Annotated in this window: 21 protein-coding genes, 1 pseudogene and 1 riboswitch; of the genes and pseudogenes, 12 read left to right on the top strand and 10 right to left on the bottom strand. The window is 35.6% G+C overall.

Annotated features, from left to right (window positions below; translation table 11 throughout):
* Positions 1 to 21: 21 nt before the first annotated feature.
* A complete protein-coding gene (locus tag OLM61_RS10520) occupies positions 22 to 897 on the bottom strand; it encodes a flavin reductase family protein (RefSeq protein ID WP_264526286.1) in 876 nt (291 codons plus the stop codon).
* A 160-nt stretch (positions 898 to 1,057) separates the two neighbouring features.
* On the opposite strand from OLM61_RS10520, the gene OLM61_RS10515 reads away from it, so the two are divergent.
* On the top strand, positions 1,058 to 2,206 hold the full coding sequence (locus OLM61_RS10515) for a sensor histidine kinase (RefSeq protein WP_264526285.1): 1,149 nt from the start codon (positions 1,058 to 1,060) through the stop codon (positions 2,204 to 2,206).
* Between the two features lie 212 nt (positions 2,207 to 2,418).
* Here the strand turns inward: OLM61_RS10515 and OLM61_RS10510 are convergent, their stop codons facing one another.
* Both OLM61_RS10510 and greA read right to left on the bottom strand, forming a co-directional pair.
* Complete coding sequence (locus OLM61_RS10510) at positions 2,419 to 2,805, bottom strand: HIT family protein (RefSeq protein WP_264526284.1); 387 nt, start codon at positions 2,803 to 2,805, stop codon at positions 2,419 to 2,421.
* A 65-nt stretch (positions 2,806 to 2,870) separates the two neighbouring features.
* Positions 2,871 to 3,347, bottom strand: coding sequence for a transcription elongation factor GreA (gene greA, locus OLM61_RS10505; protein WP_017497969.1), 477 nt, complete (start codon positions 3,345 to 3,347; stop codon positions 2,871 to 2,873).
* A 155-nt stretch (positions 3,348 to 3,502) separates the two neighbouring features.
* Here greA and OLM61_RS10500 point away from each other — a divergent pair, with 155 nt between their 5' ends.
* Positions 3,503 to 3,916: a Rieske (2Fe-2S) protein gene (locus OLM61_RS10500; protein WP_264526283.1), complete on the top strand. Its 414-nt coding sequence runs from the start codon at positions 3,503 to 3,505 to the stop codon at positions 3,914 to 3,916.
* 47 nt (positions 3,917 to 3,963) lie between these two features.
* On the opposite strand, the gene OLM61_RS10495 is transcribed toward OLM61_RS10500, so the two are convergent.
* The 5 genes and pseudogenes from OLM61_RS10495 to OLM61_RS10475 all read right to left on the bottom strand — a co-directional run bounded on the left by OLM61_RS10495 (position 3,964) and on the right by OLM61_RS10475 (position 10,326).
* Positions 3,964 to 6,141 carry a TonB-dependent receptor gene (locus tag OLM61_RS10495; protein WP_264526282.1) on the bottom strand — a complete coding sequence of 726 codons (2,178 nt, stop codon included), beginning with the start codon at positions 6,139 to 6,141 and terminating at the stop codon, positions 3,964 to 3,966.
* Between the two features lie 81 nt (positions 6,142 to 6,222).
* Positions 6,223 to 6,316, bottom strand: a riboswitch (TPP riboswitch).
* A gap of 146 nt (positions 6,317 to 6,462) precedes the next feature.
* Entirely contained in the window at positions 6,463 to 6,867 is a 405-nt protein-coding gene (arfB, locus tag OLM61_RS10490; RefSeq protein WP_264526281.1) for an alternative ribosome rescue aminoacyl-tRNA hydrolase ArfB, read from the bottom strand.
* Positions 6,867 to 8,980: pseudogene (locus OLM61_RS10485) on the bottom strand (DUF4301 family protein). Before OLM61_RS10485 ends, arfB begins: the two are co-directional and overlap by 1 nt.
* Positions 8,941 to 9,564, bottom strand: coding sequence for a nicotinamide riboside transporter PnuC (gene pnuC, locus OLM61_RS10480; RefSeq protein WP_264526280.1), 624 nt, complete (start codon positions 9,562 to 9,564; stop codon positions 8,941 to 8,943). The pseudogene OLM61_RS10485 and the gene pnuC overlap by 40 nt, the downstream one beginning before the upstream one ends.
* Before the next feature lie 33 nt (positions 9,565 to 9,597).
* Complete coding sequence (locus tag OLM61_RS10475) at positions 9,598 to 10,326, bottom strand: geranylgeranylglyceryl/heptaprenylglyceryl phosphate synthase (RefSeq protein ID WP_264526279.1); 729 nt, start codon at positions 10,324 to 10,326, stop codon at positions 9,598 to 9,600.
* Between the two features lie 81 nt (positions 10,327 to 10,407).
* Here OLM61_RS10475 and OLM61_RS10470 point away from each other — a divergent pair, with 81 nt between their 5' ends.
* The 3 genes from OLM61_RS10470 to OLM61_RS10460 all read left to right on the top strand — a co-directional run bounded on the left by OLM61_RS10470 (position 10,408) and on the right by OLM61_RS10460 (position 11,771).
* The gene (locus OLM61_RS10470; protein WP_264526278.1) at positions 10,408 to 11,004 is read left to right on the top strand and encodes a Crp/Fnr family transcriptional regulator; all 597 of its coding nucleotides are present in this window, start codon (positions 10,408 to 10,410) and stop codon (positions 11,002 to 11,004) included.
* 81 nt (positions 11,005 to 11,085) lie between these two features.
* Positions 11,086 to 11,373 carry a hypothetical protein gene (locus OLM61_RS10465; protein ID WP_264526277.1) on the top strand — a complete coding sequence of 96 codons (288 nt, stop codon included), beginning with the start codon at positions 11,086 to 11,088 and terminating at the stop codon, positions 11,371 to 11,373.
* On the top strand, positions 11,370 to 11,771 hold the full coding sequence (locus OLM61_RS10460; RefSeq protein ID WP_264526276.1) for a group III truncated hemoglobin: 402 nt from the start codon (positions 11,370 to 11,372) through the stop codon (positions 11,769 to 11,771). Before OLM61_RS10465 ends, OLM61_RS10460 begins: the two co-directional genes overlap by 4 nt.
* Before the next feature lie 323 nt (positions 11,772 to 12,094).
* Here OLM61_RS10460 and OLM61_RS10455 read toward each other — a convergent pair whose 3' ends face one another.
* Positions 12,095 to 12,781, bottom strand: a complete 687-nt coding sequence (locus OLM61_RS10455) for a 4'-phosphopantetheinyl transferase family protein (RefSeq protein WP_264526275.1) — start codon at positions 12,779 to 12,781, stop codon at positions 12,095 to 12,097.
* 315 nt (positions 12,782 to 13,096) lie between these two features.
* Here OLM61_RS10455 and ahcY point away from each other — a divergent pair, with 315 nt between their 5' ends.
* The 3 genes from ahcY to OLM61_RS10440 all read left to right on the top strand — a co-directional run bounded on the left by ahcY (position 13,097) and on the right by OLM61_RS10440 (position 16,963).
* Positions 13,097 to 14,413 carry an adenosylhomocysteinase gene (gene ahcY, locus OLM61_RS10450; protein WP_264526274.1) on the top strand — a complete coding sequence of 439 codons (1,317 nt, stop codon included), beginning with the start codon at positions 13,097 to 13,099 and terminating at the stop codon, positions 14,411 to 14,413.
* Positions 14,414 to 14,646: 233 nt separating this feature from the next.
* Positions 14,647 to 16,668: a patatin-like phospholipase family protein gene (locus tag OLM61_RS10445; protein ID WP_264526273.1), complete on the top strand. Its 2,022-nt coding sequence runs from the start codon at positions 14,647 to 14,649 to the stop codon at positions 16,666 to 16,668.
* Positions 16,669 to 16,786: 118 nt separating this feature from the next.
* Positions 16,787 to 16,963, top strand: coding sequence for a hypothetical protein (locus OLM61_RS10440; RefSeq protein ID WP_264526272.1), 177 nt, complete (start codon positions 16,787 to 16,789; stop codon positions 16,961 to 16,963).
* A gap of 78 nt (positions 16,964 to 17,041) precedes the next feature.
* Here OLM61_RS10440 and OLM61_RS10435 read toward each other — a convergent pair whose 3' ends face one another.
* Positions 17,042 to 18,883 carry a hypothetical protein gene (locus OLM61_RS10435; RefSeq protein ID WP_264526271.1) on the bottom strand — a complete coding sequence of 614 codons (1,842 nt, stop codon included), beginning with the start codon at positions 18,881 to 18,883 and terminating at the stop codon, positions 17,042 to 17,044.
* Positions 18,884 to 18,981: 98 nt separating this feature from the next.
* On the opposite strand from OLM61_RS10435, the gene OLM61_RS10430 reads away from it, so the two are divergent.
* The 4 genes from OLM61_RS10430 (at position 18,982) to OLM61_RS10415 (ending at position 21,979) form a co-directional block, all read left to right on the top strand.
* The gene (locus OLM61_RS10430; RefSeq protein WP_264526270.1) at positions 18,982 to 20,064 is read left to right on the top strand and encodes a hypothetical protein; all 1,083 of its coding nucleotides are present in this window, start codon (positions 18,982 to 18,984) and stop codon (positions 20,062 to 20,064) included.
* A gap of 31 nt (positions 20,065 to 20,095) precedes the next feature.
* Positions 20,096 to 20,428, top strand: a complete 333-nt coding sequence (locus OLM61_RS10425) for a DMT family transporter (RefSeq protein WP_264526269.1) — start codon at positions 20,096 to 20,098, stop codon at positions 20,426 to 20,428.
* A gap of 18 nt (positions 20,429 to 20,446) precedes the next feature.
* Positions 20,447 to 20,965 carry a GNAT family N-acetyltransferase gene (locus OLM61_RS10420; RefSeq protein WP_264526268.1) on the top strand — a complete coding sequence of 173 codons (519 nt, stop codon included), beginning with the start codon at positions 20,447 to 20,449 and terminating at the stop codon, positions 20,963 to 20,965.
* A gap of 168 nt (positions 20,966 to 21,133) precedes the next feature.
* Entirely contained in the window at positions 21,134 to 21,979 is an 846-nt protein-coding gene (locus OLM61_RS10415) for a methylated-DNA--[protein]-cysteine S-methyltransferase (RefSeq protein ID WP_264526267.1), read from the top strand.
* Positions 21,980 to 22,024 lie beyond the last annotated feature (45 nt).

The following is a 22,024-nucleotide window of genomic DNA, read 5'->3' as shown; positions in this document are numbered from 1 at the left end:
TATTAATTATTGTTTCTATTCTTATTGTTTTGCTAAAAGTACTTTCCAGGCCGATGAAATATCGTCTTTATTCAGATATTTTTTGGCTTCCAAGTGTACTTTTTCGAGATCGTCTGAGCTTAAAACTCCTTTTACCGAAAAATTTTCTTTCACAAATATACTAACTTCTTCTGTGGTAGGCAAGGCTTCAATGTTGCCTAATTTTCCAAGATCATTTCCGTCAAAAACAGGACTTTCTTTGATAAAATCCGGAATCACATCTACTCCAACTCCTAAAGTTGTCAATGGTTTAGGCACTTCAAAAAGTCCCTGATTCGATCTGGAGTACCAATTACTTCCCAATCTCGAAACCAAATCGATTTTATGCTGATCAATGGCTCCGTTTTCATCTAAAATTGCTTCATGAATATGAATCTTAACCACTTCACAAAGAATTAAATTCCCCGCACCACCCTGATCTCCTAACGGAATAATCTGAGTCACTTTGCATTCAAACTGTACCGGAGACTCTTTTACGCGATAAGGTTTTACAAAATCAGAGGGAATTTGCGTCAATCCGGCTTTTATAAATTCGTTTACGCCTTCACCATATTCTGTACTCGCTAACGATGTTTGCTGTACCAGATCATAATTCACAACATTAATTACGACTTCGCGGGTTTCCTCCGCATTAATCAAAGTGTGTTTAACGGTATTATCGCGTACACGTCGGGCCGGTGAAAAAACCAAAATTGGCGGATTGGCACTGAACACATTAAAGAAACTAAAAGGCGACAAATTAGGTATTCCCTTAGCACTAATTGTACTCGCAAATGCAATTGGCCTCGGCCCTACAGCACTTTGTAAATAACCTTGTAATTTTGCCGTTGGTATTTCTTTTGGATCAATGCTAATCATATTTTTCTTTTTAATGGAACCTCATTTCCGTAGCTACAAAAATAGAAAAATCGTTTAATCCAAAGAAATAGTTTCAGACTTAAAAACAAAAAAATCTTTAACGCTCCACAAAATATTAAATGTGTATATTTCGTTATATTTATACCACAAAAAAATAGTTATGTCTTTTTCCGAGCGAAGAAATACAACACGTTGGATCATTATTTTTATTTCCTTTTTAATCATTTCTTTGATTCTCTGGAACACTTATACTTTTTTTCAAATCTTTAAAAACGAAGAACGCCTGAAAATGAATCTTTGGGCCAATGCACAAAAGACACTGGTCAATGCAGATGAAAATACAGATCTGGATTTACCGCTTGAAATCATCAACAACAATACCTCGGTTCCCGTTATGCTTACGATGTATGACAAGGTAATTAGTTCTGTCAATGTACCCGAAGAAGTTCTTCAAAATGAAAAAAGCACATTATCCTATCTCAAAAATCTAAAAAATGAAAATGAGCCTATCGTTATTGAGTATGCTCCCGGAAAACATCAGGCATTGTACTATGGAAACTCGGCATTGATCAACAAATTAAAATACTATCCGATCGCCTTATTGCTTATTATCTTTTTATTTGGAGCTTTGATTTATAACTTTTACCGAAGTACCAAAATGGCCACTCAAAACAAGCTTTGGGCAGGAATGGCTAAGGAGACAGCACATCAGATCGGAACACCTTTATCTTCCTTAATTGGCTGGGTCGAGATCTTAAAAACTGAAGAGATCGATCCGTCCATAACCCTTGAGATCGAAAAAGACATTGAGCGTTTACAAACCATTACAGACCGTTTTTCTAAAATTGGATCGGTTCCTGTGTTAGAAGAGAAAGATATTGTTGCCGAAACGCTGAACACCTACAAATACCTGCAATCCCGTTTTTCAAAACAGGTTTCGTTCTCTTATCATGCCCCTCAGCAAAGCATTTTGGCTATGATAAACCCCACGCTGCACAGCTGGACGATCGAAAATTTGATTAAAAATGCAATCGACGCCATGAAAGGAAAAGGAACGCTGGACCTTCAAATCGAAGAAGATTCGCAGCATGTAAAAATTAATGTAAAAGATTCCGGAACAGGAATTTATAAAAAACAGTTCAAAACTATTTTCGAACCCGGTTTTACCACGAAAAAACGCGGCTGGGGTCTGGGACTTTCATTGACCAAGAGAATCGTTGAGGAATATCATGGCGGAAAAATAAAAGTTTTACATTCTGAAATTGGAAAAGGAACTACATTCCAGATTTCGTTAAATAAAAAAGTGTAACAAAAGACTTCGACTTCGCTCAGTCTGACATATTCGACTTCGCTTAGTCTGACGTGGTGTTTTATAAATTTGACTGATTTCGCTAAATAAAAAAGTGCAGTAAAATTACTTTACTGCACTTTATCTTTTTTATTTCGACTGTCAAATCGAGCGGAGTCGAGATTTTTATGTTTGAAACGACAGACTTCGGCTTCGCTCAGTCTGACATTGTTTTATAAATTTGACTGAATGTCTTTAGCCAAAGCTTCAAACTCTTCTTTAGAAAGCGAAACTTTATTCTGGAAACGCATTTCATCCATTTCGTTTAACGGAATCAAATGTACGTGTGCGTGAGGCACCTCTAAACCAACAACCGCCATTCCGACTCTTTTACAGGGAACGGTTTTTTCTAAAGCAATTGCAATTTTTTTAGAAAACTTCATTAACCCTAAATACAACTCGTCTTCTATCTCGAAAATTTTATCGATTTCTTTTTTTGGGATACAAAGTGTATGCCCTTTTGCATTTGGGTTTACATCTAAAAAAGCCAAATAATTATCGTCTTCAGCAATTTTATAAGCCGGAATTTCTCCGTTTACTATTTTGGTAAATATTGACATTCTATTTTCGTTTAATTGGTTCATTGTTCAACCGATTTAACGATTAAACAGTTACACTTAAAAAATTAGTCTCTGGTAATTTCAAGAATTTCGAATTTCAAAACTCCGTTTGGAACCGTAATTTCAGCTACTTCTCCAACAGATTTTCCTAGTAAACCTTTTCCAATCGGAGAGGTTACAGAGATTTTTCCTGTTTTTAAATCGGCTTCACTTTCGGCAACAAGCGTATATTTCATTTCCATTCCGTTGCTTTGATTCTTAATTTTCACATTAGAAAGAACCAACGCTTTCGAAACGTCCAATTGAGATTCGTCAATTAATCTCGCATTAGAATACACTTCTTCCAACTTAGCAATTCTCATTTCTAACAGACCCTGCGCTTCTTTTGCAGCATCATATTCGGCGTTTTCAGATAAATCACCTTTATCTCTTGCTTCCGCTATATCTTGAGATGCCTTTGGACGCATTACACTTTTTAAATGCTCCAACTCATCTTTTAATTTTTTTAATCCTTCTGCTGTATAATAAGATACTTTACTCATAACTTCGTCGTTTATATAAATACAAAAAATCCCATCGGGACGGGATTTCTTATTACAAATATACTATTATTTTTAATAGTACATAATTATATGTTAATCATATAGAATTCAAATCTAAATAAATTATTTTTGTTTCACTAATTCTTATTAAAATAATGAAAAAATTCTGGTACTTAATTGTCTTTGTTTCTGTGCTTTTATCCTGTAGCGACAATAACCGAAGTAATAAAAACCCTTACATTCCAAGCTATACGGTTAACCTTTCTGTTGATATGAATTTGCCGGCCTATTCAAACCTTAAATTTGTAAGTAATGCTGTCATTGTTCCAAATTATGGTGCAAAAGGAATTATTATTTTTAATACCGGAAGCGGTTACAATGCATTTGACGCTGCCTGTCCTAATCAGCCTATAACATCATGCACCGCCATGACCATCGATGGTATAAATGCTGTTTGTTCCTGCGACAAGACTGCGTATAGTTTATTTACCGGATTGGGAGGTAAAGAATATCCCTTAAAACAATATCGTGTAGAAGTAACCGGAACGGTGATTCACGTTTACAATTAAAATAAAAAAAAGCCTGAAAAATTAACTTTTCAGGCTTTTTTACTTTTTTAGAATTTCAATGTCAATCCCGCTAGGAAATTAATCCCGGCCTGAGGATAGTAGTAAGGGTAAACGTCCCACATTGCTCCATTTGAAACATATTTTTTATCCAGAATATTGTTTACCAAACCTGTAATTAAAATTGATTTGAAAACAGATTTTGGCTTGATTTCATAAGAAACATTCAAATCGTTCACAAAATAATCCGCCAGTTTAGCAGCCGGCAATTCAATATTGTTCATGTATTGTTCGCCTACATATTTTTGCAATAACGAAATGTGTAAACTTTGAATCGGACTGTACACAATAATATTTCCAGCAATAACCGATGGTGAATAAGCAATATCAGTTGTTCCGTAATGCTCCCCTTCAACAGCCAGATCAATATTTTTATTGTTGCTTAAAGTGAAGTTTGGTCTAAGAATAAACTTTTCAGAAAGTTGTATAGTAGCATCTACTTCCAAACCTAAACGGTAACTTTTTTCGGTATTTGCACGAATTGGAGCTCCAACATCGTCCAGTCTTCCGGTTAAAATTAACTGATCTTTATAAGCCATGTAATAAACATTTGAATTCAACTGAAATTTATCCGAATTGAATCTCCATCCTAATTCAAAATCATTTAGTTTTTCAGGCTTTACATTTCCACCTTCGTAATCGGTTCTGTTAGGCTCGCGATTGGCTCTGGCGTATGAAAAGTAAAGGGTGTTTTTGGAGTTAATTTCGTAATTCAAACCTGCTTTCGGATTAAAGAAATTAAAGCTATCATCTACTAATCCTGTATCTTTACCATTGGCTTTGTACTGTACATTTCTGTATTGCAAATCGCCATAGAAACTTAACTTTTCAGTGAACTGATAATTTGCTTTTGCAAAAATATTCCCGTCCGTTTTAGTTGAGAAATCGTCGTAATAGTGATTTCCAGGCAGGGCTTGAGAAGAATTTCTTGCCCAAATAACTTTACCAAAATGAGATCCCTCATATTTATTCCAGCCACCACCTACGATCACATCCAGTTTTTCTTCTTTGTATTTTACTGAAAAAGTTGTCCCGTAAAAATCATTGTCCAACCATTTCTGACGAATTAAGTCAGTACCGGGAACAAGTTCTCCAAGATCATTTTCCACCATTTTAGTAGGCTGAATTGGTCCATAACCTGCAACTGGCTCATTGTATTTAAAGTTTTCATAGTAGCCCTGCCCTTTTGTATAATGAACCGCTAAATTACTGCTCCATTGATCGGAAATGGATTCACTCCAATGTAATTGATAATGATTTTGTTTGTAATTGTCTGTTTCATTATCATAGAAATGAACATTTCCTGCTTCGTCTTTATATTTTCCGGCAGAGTTGTAAGTTCTGTTTGAATTTAAAGTTTCAGCATCAATTCCGTTCCAGGACTGGTACGTTTTTTCAGTTCCTCCAAAAACGAGCGCTTTAATCAAAGTTGTTTTACCTACATAAGTCCCCTGAAGAAAATACGATTTTAGATCCGAACTTGCACGATCTACATAACCATCCGATTTAATAGTAGACAAACGTCCTGCCAGTTCAAAATGATCGTTTAATAAACCTGTACTGAATTTTACGGTATTTTTATTTGAATTGAAACTTCCGTAAGAGCTTGAAATTTCCCCACTTGCTTTGGTCGCATAATTATCGGTCAGCATGTTCAAACTGGCTCCAAAAGCAGAAGAACCATTGGTAGAAGTTCCAACACCTCGCTGCAACTGTAAACTTTCAACAGAAGAAGCAAAATCGGGCATATTTACCCAAAAAGTTCCCTGGCTTTCGGCATCATTGTAGGGGATTCCGTTAATGGTCACGTTTACTCTGGTAGCATCACTACCACGCACCCTGATTCCGGTATACCCTATTCCGCCTCCTGCATCAGAAGTGGTAACCACTGACGGCAGATAGTTCATTAGGATTGGAATGTCCTGACCAAGATTTCTAAATTTAATGTCTTTTTTATCGAGATTACTAAAACTTACCGGGGTTTTGGTCGTAACACGAACTGCCGAAACTAAAACATCATCCAGTTTATTGACTTTAGTAGAATCCTGCTCTTGCGCGAAAGACAATTGAGAAAAGAAAATAGAAAATAGAAGAAAGAAAATTGATTTTTGGTTCATCTTAGAACCTTTGTAACTTAGCACCTCAGCACCTTTAAAAAAAGTTTTCATCTGTAAAGAATTACAAATAAAAGGGGGAATTATTCTTATTGTTAAATTAATAAATGTTTCACGACAAAGTATAGTGTATACGCTAAAATTGTCGTCTTTCCCTTAGCGACATTACTCGCTCAGGTTCTTTGGGTATGATCTCAGCTCGTTATTTAGAGCACCCCTTTGAGACGGAGTAAAGGTAGTATTAAAAAATCCAATTTTCAAACTCCAAATTCCAATATTTGACAACGAAATCTAAGAAATCCAACTTTCAAATTCCAAATTCCAAATTCCAATTTTTGACAACGAAATCTAATCGTTATGATTGGAATTTGGTATTTAATCCAAATTGGGTTTCTTTCTGGATTGCTTTATTTCAGAGACGTTCTTTTTATCCTTGATTCGTTTTTTAATCACCGATTTTGGAATTTTAGTTGCTTTACGAACTTTAGGAACATATAAACCTTTTTTAATCAGCTCTAAAAAACGTTTTACAACAATATCTTTGTTTTTAAGCTGACTTCTGTCTTCATCACAATTTAAAATCAGAATATTTTCTGTTGTTAAACGGGCAGCAATATTCTTTTGCAAAAGCAGTTTCTCGTCTTCAGACAACGCCTGCGAACTATTCAAATCAAAAGTCAGTACAACCTTTGATGACACTTTGTTTACATTTTGTCCTCCCGCACCGCTGCTGCGTACTGCTTTAAAACTTAACTCTGATATAATTTTTTCGACATCCATTATTGTGGCTGATGTGCTGCTTTTAATAAATCGTTTACTGTTTTCACCGGATTAAAAGTAATTAAGGGTACTGCCACAAAGATAGTCAGCCAATTGGCCATTGCTCCGTTCCACAATCCTGGCAGTTCGTAGCTTTTTACTACTCTTCCTTCAACACTTTTTTCAACAATAAAACCTGTTTTTTGATCTACAAATTGCAATAGATCAAACTTTTCATTCCTATAATTTTTAATTCCGCAAACTAAATCAACGGGGTTAAAATGAGTTGCCGAAGCCAGGATTTCCTGTTGTTTTTTATTGGTCAGATCTATTTGCGATGCTTCAACAATCTGCAATGAAACCGATCCTTTATCATTCATTACCCAAAATGGTCCACCACGGGCTCTCCCTCATTTTTCACCATTCCGCAAACACGAATTGGTCTGTCTAGCAAATCTTTAATCTTACTGATTTTATTTTCAAAAGTAAATTTACTAAAATCACTATTCAGTTCAATATTAAGCTTCTTCAATAAAAAAGTAACAATCTCTTCAAGGTCTTCTTCTTTTATCTCCTGTTTTTCAATTGCAGTTAAATAACCGAAAACCTTTTGCTGAATTTCAAGTAAAACTCCCGCTAGTGCCTTTTTATACAACGCAATTTGATCAATATGATTCTGAATTACATTATCGATATTCTTAATAAAAATGACATCAGAATCAAGCCCATTCAAATTCTCGATTAATGCTCCATGCCCACCAGGTCTAAAAACTAATTTATTATTTTTATCCCGAATAGGGTCGTTTACTGCATCGACACAAACAGAATCTGTGCCTTTACGCTGATACGAGTAACCAATTTCAATTTTAACTCCCGATTCTTTTTCTATTTTTTCTTTAAGAACTTTTATTTCATTCTCAAACAAATCCTGATGCATCTCTGAAACAGTAAAATGCAAATTAGAAAATTGATTTGATGACGCATAGTGAACGCATTCATTCAGATGTTCTTCGATTGGATTTGCTATATGTGTCTGGTATTGATGAAAAGGCAAAACTGCTTTTGGCTTATTCGCAAAATCAAAATATTCAAGTGACAGTAAAAGCTTTATGAAATAGTAATTTTTATAATCTCTGTCTAACGTTTCAAAATCAGGATAAATTTCTTTCAGCTTTTTATCAATAGTTTTAAAAAATGGAAATTTATCCATTGCCACGATAAAAATAGATAGCTCTTTATCATTCTTCCTATTGATATAAGCATTAATAGTCTCTTTCTCAAATTCAAAATCATTCAAAAAAGCACTTAAAAATTTAAACATCCTACTCGCCGCTCCCGAAGCCGGAACAAACTTTTTAAGTTTGATTTTTGATTTTTGGACATCAAAAAAAGCTGCTTTTTCTTCAAATTCTGCTTCTGATAAACTTAAAACACCATTGGTTATTGTAGCCGGACTAATTAAATTAGATTTTGTTATTCCGTTTTTAAAAATTTGTAGTTGCTGTACAATCTTTTCAAAAGAAATTCCGTGTTCGTATATCTGAACAAAATCTTCTGACGAAAAACCATGTTGTTTTGCAATAGCCAATTGTTCTACAATAGCTACCGCTTTGGCCAAACGGCTCTCTTTATTTCCGGAAAGGATAATAAAAGGCTTCTTTGTATCAATAAGAGTTTGTTTGAAAACAGAAAATACCGTTTCACGGCCTTCCGGAGTATCTCTGATATCGTCTTTTTCCCATGGGACATCAATGTCCGTCAGGAAAAACAAATCGTATTCGTGCTCTAATGCCGCCTCATTTAAAAGCGGATCACAAAAACCATAGTACATTTCAGAGAAAACCTTTGTCACCATTAAGTTGGTATCGCAAAAAAGGTATTTTTTAGACAAACTAAGCTTTTGATTTTCTAAAGCTACTTGTCCGTAGGCAATAGGCAACATATCTTCAGCTACACAAATGTGCTGATTCTCTTCCCATTTTTCCTGCAAATAATCACGTGCAAATTCAGGAACCCATTCGGTTTCATAATATTCCGAAAGCTGTTTTGCCAAGGTAGTTTTTCCTGTACTTTCAGGACCAAATAAAGCAATTTTTATGATAGCTGTTTTTTGCTGTCTAAGATTTTTCTCCATTCTAAATAAGCTGAAATAGCCAAAATTGTAAAAATTAAATACTGAAGTGACAACATCCCTAAACCGCGATAAGCATAAAGGGGCACCACGATAATATCACCAATGATCCAAAGCGTCCAGTTCTCGATCTTTTTCTTCGCCATGTACCACATTCCCGCAAAAAATATTCCAGATGAAATCATATCGACATAATTGTCATTTTTGATTTCATAATCAAAGTATTTGTAAATGCCGAAAACTACAAAAACAGTTATAAAAAACAATACAATTCCAATTATTTTTTCGTTTGTGTTTGTACGTGTTATGGGCAAATTATCTTCTACTGTTCCTCCTTTGGCCCACACATACCAACCGTAAATACTCATAATGGAAAAATATCCGTTGATAATCATATCACCAATATAACCTGCAACATACAACAGATAAACCGAAATAACGGTGGCGATCAAACCCGTCGGATATACCCATATATTTTCTTTTTTTGCAAACCAAACACTCAAAATACCGCAGATAAAAACCACAAACTCCAGAGCAATATGCCATAACGGAGTGTTTTTATAACTGTCCAGAAAAAAATCAATCATAATCGAATTGGTTATTTTGGGTTGGTTTTATTTTTATGATTCAAAAAAATGACTGTCGTTTTCAAAAGCGGTTCCAATAACCACTAAATCAGCACCGGCATTATAAGCGTTTTGAATTCCGTGCAAATCTACAATTCCTCCGCCAACAATTATAGGAATCTCCACATTTTGGGCAATTAACCGAATCATTTCTAACGGAACTGCTTTTTTTGCACCGCTTCCCGCTTCCAAATAAATCAATTGGTTCCCTAACATTTCTCCTGCCTGTGCTGTTGCCAAAACCAGATCAAAATTATCCCGATCCAGTGGTTTTGTTTTACTTACGCGTGCTACGGCCGTTTCGTTCCCGCTTTCAATCAAAATATAACCTGTCGAAATTACTTCCAGATTGGTTCTTTTTAAAATTGGAGCAGCCTGAACTTGATATTCTATTAAATAATCCGGATTCCGGCCTGATAACAATGATAAAAACAAAATCGCATCTGCCTGAGGCGAAATCTGTGAAGGATCACCCGGAAATATAACAACGGGTAAATTGGTATCTTGTTTTAATTTTGAAATTAAATCTTCTAAAATTGTTGCCTGTACAATACTTCCTCCCACAAATATATGTGTTGCGGGCGATTGATTTATTTTGAGCAATAAATGATCTAAATTTTCCCAAACAATCTTATCCGGATCTAACAGTATAGCCAGTAATTTTTGCCCATTCCTTTTAGCTTCCAAAATTTCTTGCCGTATGGTGAGTAATTTTTGTCTCATAATGGGCGTAAAAGTAAAAGTTTTTTGATGCAGAAGAACTATTTTGAATGAATTATATTTGTGTTATAGCTAAACAAAAGTATGATTGCAATTGATCTGTTGGAAAAATATGACGCGTTGAAAAAGTCATTCGACAAAAATGAAATTATTTTTGAAGAGAATAACCTGCCCACACATTATTACCAAATTGTTTCAGGCGAGGTGAAAATGAGCAATTATAACGATGACGGACGTGAGTTTATTCAGGGTATTTTTTATAAAGAGCAGTCTTTTGGAGAACCTCCTTTATTTTTAAATCAAAATTATCCTGCGAATGCCATTGCGGTTGAAGCCTCAGTAGTACTGCTACTTTCCAAAAGCAACTTTATGAAATTGCTGGAAGAAAACCCCGGTATTAGTCTTAAAATCATCGAAAACCTGGCGCAGCGTCTGTACTACAAATCGGTTATGGCAGCTGAAATGTCGACGCAGGAACCGGAACATCGTGTTTTAAAGTTAATCGATCATGGAATTGCCTATTTCAATTTTGAAAAAAACGAAAATGGCTACCTCATCAACTTTACCAGACAACAAATTGGAGACCTAACCGGTTTACGTGTCGAAACGGTCATCAGAACCATAAAAGCGCTTGAGAAAAAAGGTCTTTTAAAAATTATAAACAGGAAAGTATACCGATAAAATAATTTAGTTTTTATGATTTAAGTCATAAAATGCACCCTCATAGTGACTGTATCTTTGTAGTATAAAAATCTCAATATCATGACACTATATCAAACAACATTCGAAAATTTCAATAAAAATTATATGGGTTCTGCTGCAATGGCTGTAATTGGTCAAAGCTGTTTAGGGGGTGCTGCTGCAATGTATGTGCTGGCTAACGGAACCTCAATACTACAAATGATACAACTTGCTATTATTGTTCTGGCTTGTGTTTTTGCCAATACTTCTATACTGGCACAAATGAAACACAAAACGGTTTTTAACTTTATTATTGCAAGTGCCCTTTTAAGTGTATTTTTCATTCTGTTAAATAGTTTTATACTATGAGAAAACAAATAGAGAACCGGGCAGATGTCGAATTTTTAGTACATCAGTTTTATGCTAAAATAAGAGCCGATGAAGAAATCGGCTTTTATTTTAATACCATGATCCAGGACTGGGACGCTCATTTAGAGAAGCTAACCGATTTTTGGGAAACCAATTTATTTGCCGTCAAAAAATACAAAGGCAATCCGCATGCGGTGCACAATGAGGTTGATTCGCATTTTGAAGGAAGAATCACTTCGAATGAATTTGGAATCTGGCTGAACTATTGGTTTCAGACTTTAGAGGAACATTTTGAAGGCGAAAATGCCGAAACATTAAAACGACGCGCCAGAAAAATGGGTACTTTCTTGTTTATGAGTATGTTTGAGCACCGTAAGAAGATGAGTGAAACCTTGTGATACCAGATCTTAAAACGCACTGTTTGTGATTTCTCCCTTCGGTCGAAATGACAAACTAAACGCAAAAAAACAAAGCAACCCCACAATCTTGTCATTTCGAGGAACGAGAAATCACACAAGGAATTCCGCCAACAAAAATTCCAATCTTTGTCGAGCTTCTAGCGTGATTTGCTTCGCCTGTTCGCTATCGCTCGAGTCTCCCTTCGGTCGAAATGACATAAGCAATTCCGCTGACAAAATTGCCAATTTTTGCCGAGCTTCTGGTGTGATTTGCTTCGCCTGTTCGCTATCGCTCGAGTCTCCTTTCAGTCGAAATGACAAGACTAAACCTTGGAATTTGGAATTTTTTTATTGGAATTTTGTTTTTCAAAAGCATAAACCAAAGTAAAGCTTTGCCCTGTGCTGTCTGATTTAATTTCTTTATAATGCACCTCAAAATCCAGTACCAGATCATTAAAATGGAGACTCGCCTCCGTTTGGCTTTTAGCTAACGAAAAGGCATTTACGCTGATATGATCTTTAAAACTGATTCCTTTTTCGTTTCTGATTTTAAAAATAGCTTCTTTGGCTCCCCAGATTATCGTCAGTTCGCGGATGTAGTCGGGGGTGTTTTGGGTGTTTAAATAACTGTTTTCGGTCTCTACAAATTTGTCGGCGATTCGAAGAATTTTTTCGCGTTGCAATTCCATGTCGATTCCTACTGTTTCATCGCTGATTATAATGGCTGCAAAATCATGCGAATGCGTGATGGAAATATAAGTGTGACCATTAAAATACGGTTTCCCAAATTCGTCATAGTGCAAATCATGATCTGTAAACCCCATTTCCTGAATAAGCATGCGAACACTCAAAAAGGCACGCTGGTGCATTTGAGATTTCATTCCGTCCAACCTTAACTGTGTTTTTTCTTTCAAAACTACTTGGCTCACTAACTCCTCAAATGATTCGGTTATGTGCCAAACTAAGATTTTAGTTGTCTCGTTGAATTGTATGGTTTGAAATAGAGGCATTCTTTTTTAATTATGAGTTATGAGTTTTTAGTTATGAGTTGTTCCTGATTTGAAAACGAAATTTCTTATTTAATGTCTCGTCTTTTAGCCCTGATGGAAACGGCATCCTTTTGTGGCGGGGTTCGCCGCAAAAGATATAGTGGACAGCAGGATTAGCTTCTTATTTTGACTATGCTCAATAGGACAGCAACAGTAATCCACTAATATTCTAAAGATTAAGAAATTAAACATTTCACAAATCTGACAGAAAGTAGTCAAAATTAAAAAGCTATTCCGTAAATTTGCAAAAATTTTACAATTACAAATATACTATAAATGAGTACTACAACTACGCCTTTTGTGGCTTTCAAAGTAAAAGACATCTCTCTAGCGGCTTGGGGAAGAAAAGAAATTGAATTAGCTGAAGCAGAAATGCCAGGTTTAATGGCGCTTCGTGCTGAATATAAAGACGAACAACCTTTAAAAGGTGCTCGTATTGCTGGATGTTTGCACATGACGATTCAAACTGCTGTTTTGATCGAAACTTTAATTGCTCTTGGTGCTGAAGTTACCTGGTCATCTTGTAACATTTTCTCTACTCAGGATCAGGCTGCTGCTGCTATTGCTGCTGCCGGAATTCAGGTTTATGCATGGAAAGGTCTAGATGAGCAATCATTTGACTGGTGTATTGAGCAAACTCTATTCTTTGGTGAAGACAGAAGACCATTGAACATGATTTTGGATGATGGTGGAGATTTAACGAATATGGTTATTGACCGTTTCCCTGAATTGGTTCCTGGAATTAAAGGATTATCTGAAGAAACTACAACTGGTGTTCACAGACTTTACGAAAGAGTAAAAGCCGGAACTTTACCAATGCCTGCAATTAACATTAATGACTCTGTTACTAAATCTAAATTTGATAACAAATACGGTTGTAAAGAATCTGCAGTAGATGCTGTTCGTCGTGCAACTGACTTAATGTTAGCTGGAAAAAGAGTGGTAGTTTGCGGATACGGTGATGTTGGAAAAGGAACTGCTGCTTCTTTCAGAGGTGCAGGTTCTATCGTAACGGTTACTGAAATTGACCCGATTTGTGCTTTACAAGCTGCAATGGACGGTTATGAAGTTAAAAAATTAAACACTGTAATTGCTAATGCTGATATCATCATTACTACTACAGGAAACAAAGATATCGTTCTTGGAGAGCACTTCGAGCAAATGAAAGACAAAACTGTTGTTTGTAACATCGGACACTTTGATAACGAAATTGACATGGCTTGGTTGAACAAAAACCACGGTGCTTCTAAAATCGAAATCAAACCACAAGTTGACAAATATACTATTGCCGGAAAAGATATCATCATTTTGGCTGAAGGTCGTTTAGTAAACCTTGGTTGTGCTACAGGTCACCCAAGTTTTGTAATGAGTAACTCATTTACAAACCAGACTTTGGCTCAAATCGAATTATGGAACAACAGTGCTGCTTACAACAATGACGTTTATATGTTGCCAAAACATTTAGATGAAAAAGTGGCTGCTTTACACTTAGCTAAATTAGGTGTTGAACTTGAAGTTCTTCGCGAAGATCAGGCTGCTTATATTGGTGTTGAAGTTCAAGGTCCATTCAAACCAGAATACTACAGATACTAAATAATTTTAGATCAAAGATCTCTGATTTTAGATTTCTTCGATTATATCTTTCAAATCCGACCGGTTTTTAAAAACGGGTCGGATTTTGTTTTTAATAGCTTTTCACAAATAAACGAGGCCTATTTCTATGGAAACAAAAGATTTCTGCCAAAAAAAGTTTTTTTTCAGAATAACTTTTTAATTTTAAGAATTCAAATAAGTCACTACTTCTCAACTACATAAACACCCTGCTCTTGAAAAAAAAATATCTTTTATTGATCTTCTTGTTTCTAGTATGTCTTCCGGGCATTCTTTTTTCGCAGGAAAAAAAACCTAAAGTCGTTTTAGTACTAAGCGGTGGTGGAGCAAAAGGAATTGCACATATTCCGCTTTTGCAAAAACTGGATTCCCTGCATATCGTTCCGGATCTTATTGTTGGAAACAGTATGGGCAGTATCATTGGCGGTTTATATGCTATGGGATATTCGGGCGATAGTATCGAAAAAATCACCAAGAATATTTATTGGGACAAACTCCTTGGCGGAGGTCAATCGTTGCAATCTGTAAGTGCCGAAGAAAAAAGAGAATTCCAAAGATATTTGGTCGGAATAGGAATTAAAGACGGAAAGCTCAATAGTGTGGGTTCGCTTTTAAACGATCAAAATCTTAGAGAATCTCTTTCCGAATTAACCTTTCCTGTCTATAATGTTAAAGATTTTGACAGTCTCCCGATACCCTTTAGAGCTATGGCTACCGACCTGGTTGAAGGTAAAGAAGTTATTTTAAGCAAAGGTAATTTAGCTTATGCCATGCGCGCCAGTATGTCTTTACCTGCTATTTTCAAACCAGTGCCTTACGAAAAAACGGTATTAGTAGACGGAGGTGTATTAAATAATTTCCCAACTGATGTTGCCAAACAAATGGGTGCCGACATTATTATTGGTAGTGATGTAGGGGGAGGAATGCAACCAATGGGCAAACTAAATAATATTATGATGATATTAATGCAGACCAGTATGTTTCCGAGTAATGTTAAAAACCCGGCAAACCGTGATCTGTGTACCATATTAGTCGATCATATGCCCAACCTGCGTTTCTCGACAGCTGACTTTGCAGCCAGTAACGAAATCTACAAAGACGGTAAAGTAGCCGCAAATCACAATCTTCCGGCTTTAATTGCTTTGTCGGAAAAGTTAAAGGGATTTCAGCAACGAACGCACAAATTGCCGTATATGCCCAAAGAATTTGTTCTTGACTCGATCGTTTATAAAAAAATAAGTCCGGAAAACCTGCCTCTGGTCGTTGGAAGAGCCAATCTTAGGCCTCATGTAAAATATACCTCCAAAGATTTAATCTCAGGTATAAACAGAGCTATGGGAACCAATCTTTTTGATGAAATTGGTTATAGCTATTTCGTTAAAGACGGTAACAAAACGGGCATCACCTTATTTGGATTTGAACGTGCCAAAAACCAGCTGAACACCTCCGTACACTATGACACCTATAGAGGGGTTGGCATTATTTTTAATTACACCGCCAGAAATATTCTTGCAGATGCCTCTCGTCTTTTGGTAACTGCCGATATTGCAGAACAGCCAAAAGCCAGAATCAATTTTCAGAAAAATTTTGGAGGCCGCAGAGAATGGTGGTGGGGAACTGAACTTTACGGAGCTCTCCTAAAACAGGAAATTTACATCAATGGCAGGGCCTCAGACAATATTCTTTATAATGCATTTGAATTTAGCAGTGAGATCAACCGAAATTTAAATTCGCTAAAAAGCTATTTTGGCTTTGGCTTAAACTATAATTACACCAATTTAAAACCAAAATATGATCGGGAATACGGTCCGAACACCATTTCGCTAAAAAGCTACAACTTTAACAACATCGAATTCAACATGCATTATTCCTATAATGATATGGATAAAGTTTTCTTTGCTACAAACGGAACCATTATAAAATCAAATATTGCGCGATCCTTTCTTACCGATATCAATGCCTCCTTTTCCGATGAAGGTTTTACGCGTGTTTCGGGGGCAACAAACGACTACACAAAATTTGGTTTTAGCTATGAAAAGAGAATATCCCTAAAAAAGAAAATTACGGGAATTATAGGATTTGATACCTATTTTATTTTTCAGGATAGACTTCAAGACCATCAACTGCCCTTTACAGATTTTGGTTACGCAGCAAAATATTTTCTGGGTGGTATTATCCCGAGTTCTGGCAGCAATCGCTTTTCATTCCGGGTTTGCATGAAGACGAACTCAATGTAACGCAATATATGGGGCTTAAACTCGGATCACAAATAAATATTACCGGAAAATCTATCTGACCCCTCATGTTAATATTGCCTCTGTAGGTTTTGATACTTTTCGCGATTTCCGCGACAATGTGTTTAAGCCAAAAGGAAAATGGGATGATAATTTCAATACCAGTCTTCTGATATCCGGAGGAGCTGCTATCTCCTATCAGTCCATTTTAGGCCCAATCCATTTCGATACTTCATGGATCAATAATATCGATAAAGTCAGATTGTTTTTCAGTGTCGGATTGTCGCTTAATCCTTAGGAAAATTAAACCATTACTATCTTTCAACCCCGACAAGTTTTAAAAAACCTGTCGGGGTTTGTTTTTTAGTATCACTTCTTATTCATAGACAAAAACTCGCTCAACAAAATTAGCTTCTGGTTTTTCTGAACTTAACCCTCCCTCAATAAACATTTCGGTCCAGTTTTTTTGATTGTCAATCTTAAGATATTCCAGTTTTGTACTCAATTTAACTTTCCCATCCCCGAAAAAAGTATCCGAACCTGATTCTTCTATTCTTCTATTATCAGAGTTGTATTTTCTATAAATTACCATTTCATCCAAATACACAGAATCCTCTTTATTATTCTTCGAATGTTCTTCTATAAGATTTCCTCTTTCATCATACACTAACACATCCTCAGACTCTGAAATTTTCGTTTCTCCTCCCTGATAATCATAAGAAAAGCTTGTTTTTACAACTTGATTTTTACTATACACATACTTTACTAAACTTCTTAAAGTATCATTATCCGAAAAATAACTTTTCTCTTCCAATAATTTATTTCCGGTATCATAACTATAAATCGTTCTTCCGGTAATCTTTTCATCATCATCGTAACCTATTGATTCGATCTTTTGCTTTAAACTATTGTACTTGTTCTCCGGAAAATCAGACTTTTTAGGAAACATTTTATCTTCAACAAACTCCCCATTCGAATTCCTTTTATACGTGGTATAATTTTGCATTTTACCTTTTACGTATTTGCCGTTCTTTTTTGTTGCATAGTAAAAGTTCTCTGTGTATTCTTTAATATTTCCGAATAGTTTCTCATTCCAATCTGCAGATAATTGTGGCGCATTGTAATCTTCTGCCATCATTTTTTTTGGTTCTGGCTCTTTCAGATTCGGAACCATCTCAAAAGACCTGTCTATACCATAAATAGGTTCAAAAAGAACAAAATCATTTTTAATTGGAGCAATAGTCTGAATAAAGATGTAGTTCTTTTTTTCATTTATTATATCGTCTATCGTAAATAATTTTTTAAACTCTTCAAAACTCATCGTAGGATTAGCTTTAAGAGCCTCAAAAACACGTTTACTGATATTACCTCTTACATCACCAAAACCAGCCCTTTCATCATTGATTTTTTTATTTTTCTTCTTTAATTCTGCTAGTTCATTATAGCTGTAATTGACCAATACATTGCCCAACTCATCATAATTTATCAAGCGCATCTTATTGTTTCGATCGCTATTCAGATCAACGGCCTCTATCAAAACTACATTGTTTATAACATCTACTAAATTGTACTCAATGTTATTCAACTTAAACGTACTTCCTATATCCTTTTGAGAAAGCTTTACCTGAGCATAATCTGTAATGAATTTAATATTGTAAACCACACTTCCTTTAATTTCGTCAAGTTCGTTGTTGTTTTTAAAATCTATAGCATTGTTGATCTGATCCTGTTTACGCAGCGTCGTAAAATTCAAATTAACCTCTTTTCCGTTCTTGTATTTATACAAAAACTCGCTTCCAAAAGAAGTTCCCCCAACATGCTGAATTTCAATCAACTCTTTTTTCAGATTAAACAGCTTGCTGGTTACAGGGTGAAAATCTACAATAGAAGGTTCATCATTTTCTTTAAAATAGGAAGGAAAGCGTGAATTAAACAACAGGTCGTATCCATACTTAGATTTTTCCAATTTCAAAATTCCTCTTGCGATAATTGTATCTATTGAAGAATTTATCACTTCAGCAGATTGAATTGCTTTCTTTTGAATTTCATCCATTTTTCCCTTTACTTTTTTAAATGGGAAATTAGGTGCTTTAAAAATTTCTTTATTTACATTATACGTAACTTCATAAATCATGTCTTTCTCCTCTTTACTTGGTTGCTTTTTTTGGGAAAACACAGAAAGACTAAAGCTCATCAAAATCAATACAATTCTATTCATTTATTTATTTTTTCTTGAAAAGTACATTTTTTTGTTCCAAAAAACCAATATCTTTTTTTCAAAAACGTTATCCTTATCTTTACTGTAAATTTCTTTTCATGAAACGTCTGCTCCTTCTATATGTGTTCCTTTTTACCAATTATACTGTACTGTCACAAAACAAAGACAGCTGGATTGCGTTTTGGGACAAAGACACTACCCATATCGGATTTAAAGACCTGAACGGAACTATTCAGATACCGCCAAAGTTTATGGGATTCACTACTGCCCGTAAATTCGACAAAATTATTGCCGTCACCGAAGAAACTGGCCAAAGCTGGAAGAGTTATTATCTCAGTAAATCCGGTAAAATAGTCGGACGCGACAGTTTGTACATTTTTGACAATGGTCCTGATTGTGAAAATGAAGGTTTTATTCGTTTTACAGACCCTAAAACAGACTTAACAGGAATGTTTGACGGTGACGGAAAAATTGCAATTCCTGCGGAATATAGCGCCCTGACCAAAGCCCGAAACGGAATGATTATCGCCTTAAAAGGTGCTGTTAAAAAGAAATTTGGCGACGAACACTTTAGCTGGTCCGGGGGAAAAGAAGATCTGATTGACACCCACAATAAAATCTTAATTGAGAATTTTGCCTATCATGACGAACTTAATTTTTATTCTTTAGAAAAATCAAAAGCTCCAGGTAAAGACGAAACAAGGGAAAATTTCCTCGGCGTTGACGGTCAGTATTATTCGTTCATCAATTATGAGAAAGAATTTAAATTGTGGTTAAAAACCAGTTTGCTTTCTGATTTATCAAAAAAGAACTTAAAGCAGCACTCCTTTGATAAAATCACCTACTGGAAAGAACCAACTGGCTGGAAAAATGAATCCAAAGCTGCCTTTATCCATCAGAATTATACTTATCTAAAGTTAAAACTTGAAGAATTAAAAAACGCTAAAACGGATTATTTTGTATCAAATGACGGACTCAATCCATTTATTTTTGAAACAGATGAATATACAACTTACTTCAACAATTGCAATGAAGCTAAAGAATGGATGTATCCCTTAAAAAACATAGTCATTACCTCAAAAAACAAAGCCGACTTTAAACAGGATCATCTTGAATTTTTAAGAACCGAAAACGGTTATAAATTGATACTTGTTGCTGCAGCAAAAAATAATCTTAAATAATTAAACCTAACTTTATAAAAATAATAAAAGCATGAAAAATTTCTTTTTTTTAGGAATTGCCATTCTGTTTGAAATCATTGCTACTTCGGCTTTAAAAAAATCGGAAGAATTTACAAAACTGATTCCAAGCATTATAACCATTATTGGCTACTGCGGTGCATTTTACTTTTTAAGTTTTGCGATCAGAACCATTCCGGTCGGAATTGCCTACGCCATTTGGTCCGGAGTTGGTATTGTATTAATCACTATTATTGGCGCTATTTTCTTCAAACAAATACCTGATTTACCGGCGATAATTGGATTAGCCCTGATCTTAATTGGTGTAGTTGTAATTAATGTTTTTTCGAAGACAACGGCACATTAGGGCATTTTAAATCAATAATTGATAGTATCATTTGATACTATCAAGACACGCATCACACTAAAAATCAATACTTTGACAACTTTCAGAAAAGCAACAATTTCAGATTTACCGGAAATGCAGCAATTGTATACCGAAACCATACAAGCTGTTTGTAAAAACGATTACAATCCTGCACAAATTGAGGCCTGGACTTCAGGTGTTCATAATACCGAGCGCTGGTTAGCCGTTATCCATACACAAATCGTTTTATTGGTTATTATCGAGTCCAAGATTGTTGGTTTTGGAACTTTGAAGGACGGAAATTATATTGATTTCTTCTACATCCACAAAGATTATCAAAGACAAGGCATCGCCAATACACTCTTAATCGAATTAGAACGTGAAGCGAAGAAACAACATTCAAAAATCATAACCTCTGACATCAGTATCACCGCTAAACCCTTTTTCGAAAAAAACGGTTTTACCTCAATAGTCGAACAGCGAAATCTAAGATTGGGGGTTGAACTGATTAATTATAAGATGGAAAAAGAACTGTAGTGGTAATTGTTTCAGGTTTCAAGTTTCAGGTTTCAGGTTTCAAGTTTCAAGTTTCAAGTTTGAACAGAACGTGAAACCTGAAACCTGAAACAAAAAACTACTTCCGCAAGTTTCGGATTTTATACCTTTAAAAACCTGTCGATATTTGCCTTATAAAATGGAAAGAAAATGAACACACAGGAAAACATTAATTATAATCGGATTGCTGATGCAATTGATTATATCAAAGCCAATTTTAAAGCACAGCCCAATCTTGATGAAGTTGCCGAAAAAGTGCATCTAAGTCCTTTTCACTTTCAACGTTTGTTTACGGAATGGGCCGGCACAAGTCCGAAGAAGTTTTTGCAGTACATTAGTGTTGAACATGCCAAAAAAATACTTCAGGAAGACCGTCAGGCGACTTTATTCGATGCCGCTTTTGACACTGGTCTTTCGGGCACCAGCCGCTTGCACGATCTGTTTGTCAATATTGAAGGCATGACCCCTGCCGAGTATAAAAACGGGGGAAAGAACTTAGAAATCAATTTCAGTTTTGCAGAAAGTCCGTTTGGAAATATCATTGTGGCTTCAACCCTCAAGGGAGTTTGTTTTATGGCTTTTGCAGAAAGTGAAGCAATAGGCTTTGAGGATTTAAAACATAAATTCCCCAACGCCGTTTTTTCCCGAAAACTGGATTTAATACAGCAAAATGCACTGTTTATTTTTCAAAATGACTGGAGTAAACTATCCGAAATTAAACTGCATTTAAAAGGCACCGATTTTCAATTGAAAGTTTGGGAAACGCTCTTAAAAATTCCAATGGGGCAACTTTCTACTTACGGTGCTATAGCGCAGCAAATTGAGAAACCAAATGCTTCGCGCGCTGTGGGAACCGCTATTGGAAGCAATCCTGTAGCTTTTCTGATCCCCTGTCATCGTGTGATTCAATCCACCGGAACCTTTGGGGGATATATGTGGGGGAACACCCGTAAAACGGCTATTATTGGCTGGGAAGGCGCACAGATAAATCCTTAATTCTTCTGCCACGAATTCACGAATTAAACTAATGCTACTGCATCG

It is taken from the genome of Flavobacterium sp. N502536, assembly GCF_025947345.1.
GTDB lineage: Bacteria > Bacteroidota > Bacteroidia > Flavobacteriales > Flavobacteriaceae > Flavobacterium.
This window is presented reverse-complemented; position numbering and strand designations above follow the sequence as displayed.